Raw genomic sequence first — 12,900 nt, forward strand, 5'->3', positions numbered from 1 at the left:
ATCAACATCCTGACAGCTGGTGCAGCGCGGAAATGACGCGGGTGACATCGTCATCGGTCATATCCGGGAACAAAGGGAGTGAACAGATGCGCGCGCTGTTCCATTCCGTATTCGGTAAGGACAGCGTCGGGAAACGCTCGCGGTAGTATTTTTGGGTATGCGCGGCGCGAAAGTGCAGCCCGGTACCGATGCCCATGGCCTTCAGTTTTTCCATTAGCGCATCGCGGCCGATCCCGCAGGTGGTTTCATCCACGCGGATAATAAACAGATGCCAGGCGTGCTGGTGTTGCCACTCAGGTACCGTCAACGGCTTAAATGGCGTATCGGCCAGCTCGCGCAGGTAGCGTTGGGCAATCTCGGTACGACGCTGGTTGGCATGGGCCAGTTTATCCAGCTGCACCAGCGCCAGCGCGGCATTGATATCGGCCAGGTTGTATTTGAACCCCGGGGAAATGACCTCAGCCTGCGGCGCCCGACCATGAGTCTGACGATCGTAGGCATCGACGCCAAGACCGTGGAATTTCAGGCTGCGGATACGCGCGGCCAGTTGCTCATCATCGGTGACGATCAGCCCGCCTTCGGCGCAGGTCATATTTTTGATGGCGTGGAAGGAGAAGATCGCGCAACCGCTCGCGCCCACATGGCGACCTTTGTAGTAGGTCCCCGCCGCGTGCGCAGCATCTTCAATCACCGGTATACCGTGACGTTCTGCCACGGCGCGAATCGCGTCGATATCCGCAGGAGCACCCGCGTAATGCACGGGAATAATCGCTTTGGTGTGCGGGGTAATCGCCGCCTCAACCGCGTCTGCGGAAATCATCAGATTGTCGCGATCGACGTCAATCATCACCGGGGTCGCCCCCAGCAAACAAATCATGTTCAGCGTGGAAACCCAGGTCTGTGACGGGGTGATCACTTCATCACCCGGACCAATACCCAACGCCATCAGCGTGACGTGCATACCGCCGGTCGCCGAACTGACCGCTACCGCATGCCGGTTACCGGTCAACGCACAGAAAGCCTCTTCCAGAGCCTGATTTTTCGGTCCGGTAGTGATCCAGCCCGATTGCAAAACTTCACGCAGCGCAGCCAGCTCTGCGTCACCCATTGACGGGCGCGAAAACGGCAAAAATTCGCTCATCATTTTCCTGTTAGGTATATGACCCATTGCTGATTGCGGGTCTGATAGAAAAAATATCCTGCGCCAGCGGACTTAAACAAAATGAAAATGGACGCACTGCAATGTCACATTTCATTCCAGGGTATTTGACGCTATTAAATTTAGACGGGGTTGCTTAGGATAATATTAAGAAATTAATATTATTTAACAGGGTGTGACTAACATCATATTTATAAAGTATATTTATAAATTCAGGAGATGCAAAGGAACGAAAAAATGCCCCTGTTCACATCTAAAACAGGGGCATGCTGGTATAAAGTAAACAAACATTAAACGACAAAACAATAGTTGCAATTTACTCTGCAAGGGATAAAGAATAAATTCGACTCAGATCACAAATTTATTTCCAGAAGATTACAAGTTTGCAGGAAAATCAGCAGGTAATTCACTCGCCGGGCAATTAATCACGCTGTCATTATCTGCCCCGCAGTCGCGTACAAAGGTAATCGTGGCGAACTCATCAATCACTTCGGTCGGGTAGGCCGGACCGGCGGCGCGATATGATTCCATCAGCGGAATGTGATCGTTCTGGAAGCAGACGGTTTTTTCCGGGTTATTGATCACCCAACGTGGGAAAAAGATGGTGCCGTGGAACAGTTTATCGCCGAGGTTAACAATCAGGCTGACGTCGGTACCGGTCGGCTCGGTCCACGAAATTTTATAAATGCTCGCCCCCACCCGCACGATGTACGCCTGCTGGTCTTTTACCCAACGATTCGCGACGATACCGCTGTGAATACGGTAATCCAGCGTGTGGCCGTTTTTGACGTAAATCTCGTAGTTCCAGCCATTATCGTAGGTATAAACCAGATGTTTGCCGATAAAGCCGCTCAGGTCATGTTTATCAAATGTGTTCATAATGTCTTCTCCTTTGCTGTTGAGACTCAGCATACGGCTTTAAAAAATGAATGAATAACGCTATGTTTGGATGAAATACATTCATTTTTTAGATGAGTCATGCACAAAACAACGCTGGAACAATGGGCTTTACTGGAGAGAGTGACCGCGCTGGGCAGCTTCGCCAAAGCGGCGGAAGAGACGCACCGTAGCCAGTCGTCGGTCAGCTATAACCTCGCCCTGCTGCAGGAAAGGCTCGGCGTCGCGCTGCTGCAACCCGCAGGCCGCCGCGCGGTTCTGACGCCTGCCGGAGAGCTACTGCTGAGCCAGGTAAAACCGCTGCTGCAGGCGTTTTCTTATGTGGAAACCCGCGCCGCCACGCTGCACAACGGTGCGCGCACCCGGCTGGATCTGGTGGTGGACAGCATTTTTCCCCGCGAACGACTGTTTGCCATTCTACGTCAGTTCCAGCAACAGCATCCTCAGACCCAGGTCCGGCTGACCGAAGTGCTGGAGAACAGAAAAGAGGAGAGCGAGACCCTCAGCGAAGCCGATGTGATGGTCTTAACCCGCCGTCAGGATATTACCGGACGCGGCGAGTGGCTGATGAACATTGATTTTGTCGCGGTCGCCCATCAGCATCATCCGCTTGCCGCACTGAGCGGCCCGCTGGATGACAGCGCGCTGGCCCCCTGGCCCCTCGTCCGGATCGCCGATCGCAGCGACGACCCGCAGGCCAGCCGGGATGCCTGGACCTTCTCCACCATCGATGCGGCCATAGACGCGGTGCTGTACCAGGTTGGTTTCGGCTGGCTCCCGGAAGAACGCATCCGCGACCGGCTGCAACAAGGGACGTTGAAAATTCTGCCCCTTGCCCATGGCACCCGCCGCGCCACGCCGCTGCACCTGATCGTCAAACGCGATCTGGCCCCCATTGATAAGCCGCTCGCAACATTACTGGCGCTGTTCAGAACGCCGTGATCGCCCGATCCGCTCGCCGGTAAATCGCTGAGGTGCGCGGGCGCAGCCAACGCCTGTGCAGCTTGAAACAGCACGGTTATACCCTAAATAATTCGAGTTGCAGGAAGGCGGCAACGCAGGGAATCCCCAGGAGCTTACTCTAGTAAGTGACTGGGGTGAGCGAGGAAAGCCAACGCTTATGCAACTTGAAGTATGACGGGTATATAGGATTTTCTTATACTTTCCGGCCCTACATTGATCCAGATTACTCCTTAAGTATGATGAATTACTAAAATCATCATACTTTCCTGTCCGTTGAGATAATGACCTTGTCTATTTTCCGCACCACGCTGCTGGCGGTGCTCGCCTGCGTTCCTCTGCTGGCTCCCGCCGCCTCAAACACCATCACAACTGCCTGGCCGGTGAATATCGGTCCTTTGAATCCCCATCTGTACACCCCTAACCAGATGTTCGCCCAAAGCATGGTGTATGAACCGCTGGTGAAATATCAGGCCGATGGTTCGGTCAAACCGTGGCTGGCAACCCACTGGAGCCACTCCACGGACGGAAAAGTCTGGACCTTTACCCTGCGTGACGATGTGCAGTTTTCTAACGGTGAGCCGTTTAACGCCCAGGCGGCGGTCGCCAACTTTCAGGCAGTGCTGGCGAATCGCCAACGCCACGCCTGGCTGGAGCTGACCAACCAGATCACCGACGTTCGCGCCCTGAGCGATATCCAACTACAAATTACCCTCAAAGGCGCCTACTACCCTTTCCTGCAGGAGCTGGCTCTGCCGCGGCCGTTCCGGTTTATTGCCCCGTCGCAGTTTGTCGAGGGAGGCACGCTGCACGGTATCAAAGCGCCGATCGGCACCGGGCCGTGGGTGTTAAAAACGTCGAAGCTTAATCAGTACGATGTGCTGGTGCGCAACGAGCACTACTGGGGAGAGAAGCCGACGATCGACCAGGTCACGGTGAAAGTCATTCCGGACCCGATGACCCGCGCCGTCGCCTTTGAAACCGGGGATATCGATCTGCTGTATGGCAACGAGGGCCTGCTGCCGCTGGATACCTTCGCCCGATTCAGCCACAACCCGGCTTACCGCACCCAGCTTTCGCAACCGATTGAGACGGTGATGCTGGCGCTGAACTCCGCCAAAGCCCCGACCAACGAACTGGCGGTGCGCGAGGCGCTGAACCACGCGGTCAACAAAAAATCGCTGATCGACAATGTGTTGTACGGCACCCAGCAGGTTGCCGACACGCTGTTTGCTCCGAGCGTTCCCTACGCCAACATTGGCCTGACGCCTCGTCAGTACGATCCGCAGCAGGCCAACCAGCTGCTGGAAAAAGCCGGCTGGATCCGTCCGGCAGGCAAAGAGATTCGCGAGAAGAATGGCCAGCCGCTGCGCATTGAACTGTCGTTTATCGGTACCGATGCACTGAGCAAATCGATGGCGGAGATTATTCAGGCGGATATGCATCAGGTCGGCGTCGATGTGACGCTGGTCGGTGAAGAAGAGAGCAGTATTTATGCCCGCCAGCGCGATGGCCGTTTTGGCATGATCTTCAACCGTACCTGGGGCGCACCGTACGACCCGCATGCGTTTATGAGTTCCATGCGCGTGCCCTCCCACGCCGATTACCAGGCGCAGCAAGGGCTGTCCGACAAGCCGCTGATTGATAAGGAGATTAGTCAGGTGCTGGAGACCAGCGACGAGACCCGGCGCCAGGCGCTGTATCGCGATATTTTAACCCGTCTGCATCATGACGCGGTTTATCTGCCGATTAGCTACATCTCGATGATGGTAGTGGCGAAACCTGAGCTGGGAGCTATCCCCTACGCCCCGATCGCCGCAGAAATCCCGTTCGAACAGATCCAGCCGGTGCAACCCTGATGCGACGTTATCTGCTACGACGTATTCTGCTGCTGATCCCGATGATTTTTGCCGCCTCGGTGATTATCTTTCTGATGCTGCGCCTCGGCACCGGCGATCCGGCGCTCGACTACCTGCGGCTCTCGAACCTGCCGCCGACGCCGGAGATGGTAGCATCCACCCGGATCATGCTCGGCCTCGATCAGCCGCTGCTGGTCCAGTACGGCAGTTGGTTGTGGAAGGCGCTGCACCTGGATTTTGGCCTCTCATTTGCCACCCAGCGCCCGGTACTGGATGACGTACTACACTTCCTGCCGGCGACGCTGCAGCTGGCTGGTGCGGCGCTGGTGCTGATCCTGCTGACCTCCGTGCCGTTGGGGATCTGGGCTGCCCGCCATCGCGAGCAACTGCCGGATTTCATCGTGCGCTTGATTGCGTTTCTTGGCGTATCGATGCCGAACTTCTGGCTCGCCTTCCTGCTGGTGCTGTTTTTTTCAGTCTATTTGCAGTGGCTACCCGCGCTGGGCTACGGCGGCTGGCAGCATATCGTTCTGCCCGCCGTCTCAATTGCGTTTATGTCGCTGGCCATTAATGCCCGCCTGCTGCGTGCCAGCATGCTGGACGTCGCCGGGCAGCGCCATGTCACCTGGGCGCGCCTGCGCGGCCTGAACGACAAGCAGACCGAACGTCGTCACATTCTACGCAACGCCTCGTTGCCGATGATCACCGCCGTGGGGATGCATATTGGCGAGCTGATCGGCGGCACGATGATTATCGAAAATATCTTCGCGTGGCCGGGCATCGGACGCTATGCCGTCTCCGCCATTTTCAACCGTGATTACCCGGTGATTCAGTGCTTTACGCTGATCATGGTGGTGGTGTTCGCCCTCTGTAATCTGGCGGTTGACCTGCTTAACGCCGCGCTGGACCCCCGTATTCGTCGCCACGAAGGAGCGCAGTCATGAACCTCTTCTGCTCCGCTCGCGGGTCGGTGCGTGTGGCGATGGTCATTATCGGTCTGCTGACGCTGATCGCCCTCACCAACCAGTGGTGGCTGCCGTACGATCCGCAGGCCATTAATTTGCCCGCCCGTCTGCTGTCGCCGGACGCACAGCACTGGCTGGGCACCGACCACCTGGGGCGCGATATTTTCTCCCGCTTGTTGGCGGCGACGCGAGTCTCGCTGGGGGCAGTGATGGCCTGTTTACTGCTGGTGTTGGCGATGGGAATTATCGTCGGCGGCTGCGCCGGATTGCTTGGTGGACGTGTCGACCAGTTCACAATGCGGGTGGCCGATATGTTTATGACCTTCCCCACCTCGATCCTGTCATTCTTTATGGTCGGCGTGCTGGGTACCGGGCTGACCAACGTTATTATCGCCATCGCCCTGTCACACTGGGCATGGTATGCCCGAATGGTCCGCAGCCTGGTGGTGTCGCTACGCCAGCGCGAGTTTATTCTCGCCGCCCGACTCAGCGGCGCCAGCCGCTGGCGGCTGTTTGTCGATCATCTGGCCGGGGCGGTGATGCCATCGTTGCTGGTCCTCGCGACGCTCGATATCGGGCACATGATGCTGCACGTCGCCGGGATGTCATTCCTGGGCCTTGGCGTCAGCGCGCCGACGGCAGAATGGGGCGTGATGATAAACGATGCGCGCCAGTATATCTGGACCCAACCTCTGCAGATGCTGTGGCCTGGTCTGGCGCTGTTTATCAGCGTGATGGCCTTTAATCTGGTGGGCGATGCGCTACGCGATCGTCTCGATCCACACCTGATCGCGGAGCACAACCACTGATGCCTCAGAAGATCCAGTTAGAACAATTAGCCCTGTGCGCCGGCCAGCCGCTGGTCACAGACCTGTCGTTAACCTTACGGCGTGGGCAGGTGCTGGCGCTGCTGGGCAGCAGCGGCTGCGGCAAGTCGCTGACCTGCGCGGCGGCCCTCGGCGTGCTGCCGCCTGGAGTCCGGCAAACCGCCGGCCGTCTGCTGCTGGACGGTATTCCTGTACACGGCGAGCAGTTGCGCGGTGGCACCGTCGCCACCATCATGCAGAACCCACGTAGCGCCTTTAATCCGCTGTACACCATGGCCACCCACGCGCGGGAGACCTGCCGCGCCAGCGGCCAGCCTACGGACGAGGCGACGCTCATTAACGCCATGAAAGCCGTGGGGCTGGACAACCCCTCCCAGCTGCTCAAGCGCTACCCCTTCGAGATGAGCGGCGGCATGCTGCAGCGTATGATGATCGCCCTCGCCCTGCTGAGCAAGGCGCCGTTTATTTTTGCCGATGAACCCACCACCGACCTCGATGCCGTCGCGCAGGGCCGTATCCTTGACCTGCTGGAAGAGATTGTCGCTACCCGCGGCCAGGGCTTGCTGCTGGTGACGCACGATATGGGGGTGGTCGCACGGCTGGCGCATCAAGTGGCGGTGATGGACGGCGGGCGCATTGTCGAGCGTTGTGACGTGGACACCTTGTTCAGCGCGCCGCAACATCCGGTCAGCCAGCGGTTACTGGCAGCGCATCTGGCGTTGTATGGCATGGAGTCCCCGGTATGAATCTTCTGAACGTCACTAACGTCAGCCACGATTATCCACATCACCCAGGCGTGCTGCGCGAAGTCAGCTTCAGTATCCAGGCCGGCGAGACCATGGCGCTGCTTGGCCGCAGCGGCTGCGGTAAAAGCACCCTGGCGCGCATGCTGGTCGGTCTGGAAACCCCTGTTCACGGCGACATCCGCTGGCAGCAGACCCCGCTGAACACCTTAAAAGGCGAGGCGCTGCGGGCATTTCGCCGCGATATTCAACTGGTGTTTCAGGATGCGCACAGCGCCGTGAACCCACGTAAAACGGTGAACGAGATTATCAGCGAGCCGCTCCGCCATCTGTTTCGCTACTCGCGCGACGAACGCCAGGCCCAGGTAGAGGCGATGATGCAGGCGGTGGACCTTTCCCCGACATTGCGCGATAAGCGCCCGGTGCAGCTCAGCGGCGGGCAGCTTCAGCGCGTGTGCCTGGCGCGGGCGCTGGTAGTGCAACCGCAGTTGTTGATTCTCGATGAAGCGGTGTCGAACCTTGACCTCGTGCTGCAGGCGGAGATCGTTGCGTTACTCAAGCGTCTGCAGGTACAGTTTTCTACCGCCTGCCTGTTTATCACCCATGACCTGCGGCTGGTCGAGCGTTTTTGCCAGCAGGTTATGGTGATGGAGAACGGGCAGATTATCGAGACGACGCCGGTCCACGCACCGTTGCGTCTTCAGTCAACGGCGGGCCGGGCGCTGCAGCGTGCGGTGCTTCCCGCTTTTCCGGCCTCCCTTGCTAAAGAGAAACGACCATGCAGCGCGTAACCCTGACTCTTGATGACGATCTTCTGGCGACCCTCGACGCGTTAAGCGCCCAACGTGGCTATCACAACCGCTCGGAGGCGGTGCGCGATATCCTGCGTAACACCTTGATGCATGAACATACCCAGCAGGGCGGACAGCACGGCTACGCGGTGCTCTCCTACGTGTACGAACATGAAAAGCGCGAGCTGGCGAGCCGGCTGATCGCCACCCAGCACCACCATCACGACCTGTCCGTCGCCACGCTGCATGTGCATATCAGTCATGACGACTGCCTGGAGATCGCGGTGCTGAAAGGTGAAATGGGCGAGGTGCAGCATTTCGCCGATGAGGTGATTGCCCAGCGCGGAGTCCGCCACGGCCATTTGCACTGTTTAACAGCACAAGACGATCACCACCACGCCTGACACACGCTCGATGCCGTAACCAGCTTATCTGCAGTGGTTTATCCATCGTTTATCAACGGTTGATAAACCACGTAAATGATACGCTTTCACAACAATCTCACCTCCCTATAATGGCCGCTCATTTAACGATCTCGTTATGGCGAGGCTCCTGCATAAACATAAGTTACCGCCCTGCTGGTATCGAGAGAGACCACTCAGGGAAATACAGGCATCCATCGAATCAAGGTGTTGCCAAGGTAACTTCTGGCGGTATTTTCCGTTCAGATACGTTGTGCAGTGCTAAAACCAGGACGTAGGGATCTGCCTGTGCGCACCCTGTCTTGTTCGCCCCTATGAGTGATTTTTTATAGGGTATACCTCATGTCAACTATTCAGCACTGCACCGCGCACCTGCCCGCTGCCAACTTTGACGGCGACGCTATCGCACAATACATGCGTACCGATTTTATCACCCTGCCTGAGCACCTCAGCGTCTCTGAGGCACGGGAACTGTTTATCTCCCGACTCACCAGCGATGAGATCCCCGGCCAGGTCTTTGTGGTGGCCGGTAAGAAACTGCGCGGGAGTTTATCGATTAAAAAACTGCTCCAGGAGAACGAGACGGCGCAGCCCATTCGCTACCTGATGGACAGCTGTCTGTTTCGCGTCAGGCCTGATGACGAGCGCCAGCAGGTGGTGGCGGAGCTGACCGAACGCGGGCTCGATCTGGTGCCGGTGGTCGACAAAGGCGAACTGGTGGGCTGTCTGATGGAAAAAGAGATTGCCCATCTGCTGGAGGATGACGTCACCGAAGATGTTCATCGCCAGGGGGCGACGCTGCCCCTGGATCAGCCTTATCTGGAGATCAGCCCGTGGACGCTGTGGAAGAAGCGAGCGGTATGGCTGCTGCTGCTGTTCGTGGCGGAGGCCTATACCAGCAGCGTGCTTCAACACTTTGGCGAGGCGCTGGAGTCCGCCATCGCGCTGGCCTTTTTCATCCCACTGTTGATTGGCACCGGCGGCAACAGCGGTACGCAGATCACCTCCACGCTGGTGCGCGCCATGGCGCTGGGGGAAGTCCGACTGCGTGATATGGGACGGGTGATTCGCAAAGAGGTGACCACATCGCTACTGATTGCCATTACTCTTGGGCTGGCGGGATGCATCCGAGCCTGGATGATGGGCATCGGCATGGAAATCACGATGATCGTCAGCCTGACGCTGGTGTGCATTACCCTGTGGAGCGCGGTGGTGTCGTCGGTGATCCCGATGGTGCTCAAGCGCGTCGGGATTGACCCGGCGGTGGTCTCCGCACCGTTTATCGCCACGCTGATCGACGGTACCGGGCTGATTATTTACTTCAAAATCGCCCAGCACTTTCTTGGCCTGAATTAATCACCTCGGGGGCGCCAGCGCGATGCGAGAACTATGCCGAGAGCCAGCGCATTCCCGCGGCTTTCATGTCTCGCTCCTGGTCGCTGCCCCGGGTAGCAAACACGCGCTGTACCGGAAAACCACTCTGCTCTAGCAGATAACCAAGCGCGGCGTATTCACGCGGGTATTTTGCGACCAACGAGGCGTCAATCTCCGTGGGTCCCTGCGGGAAAGTGAAGGTCCCCATATCGTAGATACTCTGACGATGGAACAACCGCCACACGCCGTCGCGCTTTTCAGCCATATCATAAAAACGGTTATGGCACTCGCAGCCGATATTCAACCGGGTGTTTTCAGCAATAATCACCGCGCAGGTTTCGAGAATGGCCCGGCTGCCGTCATCGCTGAACTGCACGACGGGTGACGCGATAAGGTGACGGGTGCGCAACTCAGAGGCGCCCATGCGGATCGAACCATCGATAAAATCGCTGGCCAGCCCTTCAAACCAGGTGATTTCTATCGTCCCGTCCGGGTGAAACAGGCCACGTAATTTCTCCCATTCGCTCAGGTCACGATGGATCCAGCCGGTCATCAAGTCATTAAGCTGCTGACGGTCTTGTAATTGGCTATGCATGTTGGTCTCTCCGATTAGTGAACCGGGTGTAGTTTGTGCCCGCGATACAATAAACTCAAATATACAGATTTCATCGATCAATCACTTTTAGTGATTAATGAGGCTCTATGGAACTTCGCCATCTGCGCTACTTTTTGGCCGTCGCCGAGGAGAGCCATTTCGGTCGCGCCGCGGAACGCCTGCATATCGTGCAGCCTGCGCTGAGTAAGCAGATTAAAGATCTGGAAAATGAGCTGGGTGGCGCATTGTTTATCCGCTCAAGCCGCCGGGTGATGCTTACTGAAGCCGGGAAGCTTCTGCAGGTTCAGGCACAAAATATCCTCGCCCAGACTGAGCATAGTCTCTTAATGGTCGAGCGTTCACTCAAAGGAGAAATGGGCCAGGTACGCGTCGGTTTTGCCGGTAATGCGGTGCTCAGCGGCCTGCTGGTTGCCGATATGCGGCTTTTTCACCAGCGCTATCCGCAGGCCGAACTGACGGTGCAGGAGCTGGAACCGCATCAGCAAATTGATGCGATTCTTCATGACCAGTTGGATATTGGCTATTTGCCGGACTTTCAGGGAGCAAGCCACCCGGCGCTGTGCTGCGAAGCCGTCGGCAGCTGGCAACGGTTTGTGGCAATGAGACAGGATAACCCGCTGGCCGTGTACCCGCAGCTGACCGTGGCGATGCTGGCGGAGGAGCCGCTGATCCTCTATGCCAGCCACGATGCGGATGCGCAGCTGACGTCTGTTCTGCAGGCGCTCAACGGAGGGAATGCCCAGCGTATATCCCGCGCGTCAGGAACGCTAAGCGTGCTGGCGATGGCCGGCGCCGGACTGGGCGTGGCACTGGTCCCCGAACCGGTAGTGCAGGTCGGCATTCCGGGGATTGTCTATCGTCCCCTGAATGACCCGGCGCTTTGCGCCAGTCTGCTCCGGGTGAGCCGTAAAGAGGAGATTAACGGCGCTGCGCGTGCCTGGCAGGCGCTATTCCGCCACGATTCAGAGGCAGAAAGCTAACCCGACAGACGGCGTGATTGTCACTCACCCGCCAGCGCCTGTGCGCAGGCCCAGGCGGAAGACCACGCCCACTGGAAGTTATAGCCGCCCAGCCAGCCGGTCACATCCATCACTTCACCGATAAAGTAGAGTCCCGGTGCCTTCCGGGCTTCCATAGTGCGCGACGACAGTTCGTTGGTATCAACGCCGCCGAGGGTCACTTCTGCGGTACGGTAGCCTTCAGTACCGTTCGGCTGGACGCGCCAGGCGGTCAGCGTTTCCACCAGCAACTCCTGATCGCGCAGGTTCAGTTGTTTCAACGTGACGTCCGGTATCTGTCCCAGCTGCTGCAGGCACTCCACCAGGCGCTTTGGTAACTGCATAGCGAGGGTGTTTTTCAGGCTCTGATTCGGGTGCTCGCGGCGCTGCTCGTTGAGAAAATCATCGAGATGGCAATCCGGTAGCAGATTGATACTGACAAACTCACCCGGCTGCCAGTAGCTGGAAATTTGCAGCACCGCTGGCCCGGAGAGGCCACGGTGGGTAAACAGCAGATTTTCACGGAACAGCGTGCCGTTTTGCGCCGTGATGGTTGATGGTACCGAGACGCCAGAAAGAACCTGCAGCTGTTCCAGCAGCGGTTTGTGCAGAGTGAAGGGCACCAGGCCCGCACGAGTGGGCAGCACCTTGATGCCAAACTGCTCGGCAAGCTTATAGCCGAACGGCGAGGCGCCCAGCCCCGGCATCGACAGACCACCCGAGGCTACTACCAGTTTTTTTGCCGCCACCGCGTCGCCATTCAGCTGCAGGGTGTAACCCTCATCGTCGCGCTCAACGCTGATGATCTCGCTGCGCAGGCGGATCTGCACCGCCCCTTTTTCGCATTCGGCCAGCAGCAGGTCGACAATTTGCCCGGCGGAGTCATCGCAGAACAACTGGCCGAGGGTCTTCTCGTGCCAGGCAATGCCGTGCTTGCCGACCAGTTCGATAAAATCCCACTGGGTGTAGCGCGCCAGCGCAGATTTGCAAAAATGCGGGTTTTGGCTGAGATAAGCCGCTGGCTCAATATACATATTGGTAAAGTTGCAGCGTCCACCGCCGGACATCAGGATCTTACGACCCGGCTTTTTGCCATTATCCAGCAGCAGCACACGCTGCCCTGCCTGGCCCGCCAGCGCTGCACAAAACATTCCCGCCGCACCGGCGCCGATTACAATGGCATCAAACCTTTCCACACAACTTTCCTCATATCCCGATTGTCGGGAATTGTAAATTTTTCACTCTGGTCGCACCAGCACGAAAATCCATGTATTTAGATACATCATTGA

The 12,900-nt window shown here is 57.7% G+C and carries 13 protein-coding genes and 1 riboswitch; of the genes, 9 read left to right on the top strand and 4 right to left on the bottom strand.

All coding sequences use genetic code 11. The features are described from left to right. Position 1: 1 nt before the first annotated feature. On the bottom strand, positions 2–1,141 hold the full coding sequence (arnB, locus tag ACMYSO_RS12515; RefSeq protein WP_434670797.1) for a UDP-4-amino-4-deoxy-L-arabinose aminotransferase: 1,140 nt from the start codon (positions 1,139–1,141) through the stop codon (positions 2–4). A 393-nt stretch (positions 1,142–1,534) separates the two neighbouring features. Then, the gene (locus tag ACMYSO_RS12520) at positions 1,535–2,041 is read right to left on the bottom strand and encodes a phenolic acid decarboxylase (protein WP_174510213.1); all 507 of its coding nucleotides are present in this window, start codon (positions 2,039–2,041) and stop codon (positions 1,535–1,537) included. 96 nt (positions 2,042–2,137) lie between these two features. Between ACMYSO_RS12520 and ACMYSO_RS12525 the strand changes: the two genes are divergently transcribed. The 8 genes from ACMYSO_RS12525 (at position 2,138) to ACMYSO_RS12560 (ending at position 9,979) form a co-directional block, all read left to right on the top strand. Further along, positions 2,138–2,998 carry a LysR family transcriptional regulator gene (locus tag ACMYSO_RS12525; protein ID WP_434670694.1) on the top strand — a complete coding sequence of 287 codons (861 nt, stop codon included), beginning with the start codon at positions 2,138–2,140 and terminating at the stop codon, positions 2,996–2,998. A gap of 302 nt (positions 2,999–3,300) precedes the next feature. Then, entirely contained in the window at positions 3,301–4,875 is a 1,575-nt protein-coding gene (nikA, locus tag ACMYSO_RS12530; protein WP_434670696.1) for a nickel ABC transporter substrate-binding protein, read from the top strand. Next, positions 4,875–5,819, top strand: a complete 945-nt coding sequence (gene nikB, locus ACMYSO_RS12535; protein WP_434670697.1) for a nickel ABC transporter permease subunit NikB — start codon at positions 4,875–4,877, stop codon at positions 5,817–5,819. The genes nikA and nikB overlap by 1 nt, the downstream gene beginning before the upstream one ends. After that, positions 5,816–6,649, top strand: coding sequence for a nickel ABC transporter permease subunit NikC (gene nikC, locus ACMYSO_RS12540; RefSeq protein WP_434670699.1), 834 nt, complete (start codon positions 5,816–5,818; stop codon positions 6,647–6,649). Before nikB ends, nikC begins: the two co-directional genes overlap by 4 nt. Next, the gene (nikD, locus tag ACMYSO_RS12545) at positions 6,649–7,413 is read left to right on the top strand and encodes a nickel import ATP-binding protein NikD (protein WP_434670700.1); all 765 of its coding nucleotides are present in this window, start codon (positions 6,649–6,651) and stop codon (positions 7,411–7,413) included. The genes nikC and nikD overlap by 1 nt, the downstream gene beginning before the upstream one ends. Further along, a complete protein-coding gene (gene nikE / locus ACMYSO_RS12550) occupies positions 7,410–8,201 on the top strand; it encodes a nickel import ATP-binding protein NikE (RefSeq protein WP_434670701.1) in 792 nt (263 codons plus the stop codon). Before nikD ends, nikE begins: the two co-directional genes overlap by 4 nt. Beyond that, positions 8,189–8,605, top strand: a complete 417-nt coding sequence (nikR, locus tag ACMYSO_RS12555; protein ID WP_434670702.1) for a nickel-responsive transcriptional regulator NikR — start codon at positions 8,189–8,191, stop codon at positions 8,603–8,605. The genes nikE and nikR overlap by 13 nt, the downstream gene beginning before the upstream one ends. A 123-nt stretch (positions 8,606–8,728) precedes the next feature. After that, a riboswitch (M-box (ykoK) riboswitch) is annotated at positions 8,729–8,910 on the top strand. 55 nt (positions 8,911–8,965) lie between these two features. Next, a complete protein-coding gene (locus ACMYSO_RS12560) occupies positions 8,966–9,979 on the top strand; it encodes a magnesium transporter (protein ID WP_434670703.1) in 1,014 nt (337 codons plus the stop codon). Between the two features lie 31 nt (positions 9,980–10,010). On the opposite strand, the gene ACMYSO_RS12565 is transcribed toward ACMYSO_RS12560, so the two are convergent. Then, positions 10,011–10,592 (bottom strand): nuclear transport factor 2 family protein, encoded by a 582-nt coding sequence (locus ACMYSO_RS12565; RefSeq protein ID WP_434670704.1) that lies wholly within the window; start codon positions 10,590–10,592, stop codon positions 10,011–10,013. A 107-nt stretch (positions 10,593–10,699) separates the two neighbouring features. Between ACMYSO_RS12565 and ACMYSO_RS12570 the strand changes: the two genes are divergently transcribed. After that, positions 10,700–11,593, top strand: a complete 894-nt coding sequence (locus tag ACMYSO_RS12570; protein ID WP_434670705.1) for a LysR substrate-binding domain-containing protein — start codon at positions 10,700–10,702, stop codon at positions 11,591–11,593. A 20-nt stretch (positions 11,594–11,613) separates the two neighbouring features. Here ACMYSO_RS12570 and ACMYSO_RS12575 read toward each other — a convergent pair whose 3' ends face one another. Then, positions 11,614–12,807 (bottom strand): NAD(P)/FAD-dependent oxidoreductase, encoded by a 1,194-nt coding sequence (locus ACMYSO_RS12575; RefSeq protein ID WP_434670707.1) that lies wholly within the window; start codon positions 12,805–12,807, stop codon positions 11,614–11,616. Between the last annotated feature and the right edge of the window lie 93 nt (positions 12,808–12,900).

Source organism: Klebsiella sp. B345, from assembly GCF_051131735.1.
GTDB lineage: Bacteria > Pseudomonadota > Gammaproteobacteria > Enterobacterales > Enterobacteriaceae > Klebsiella.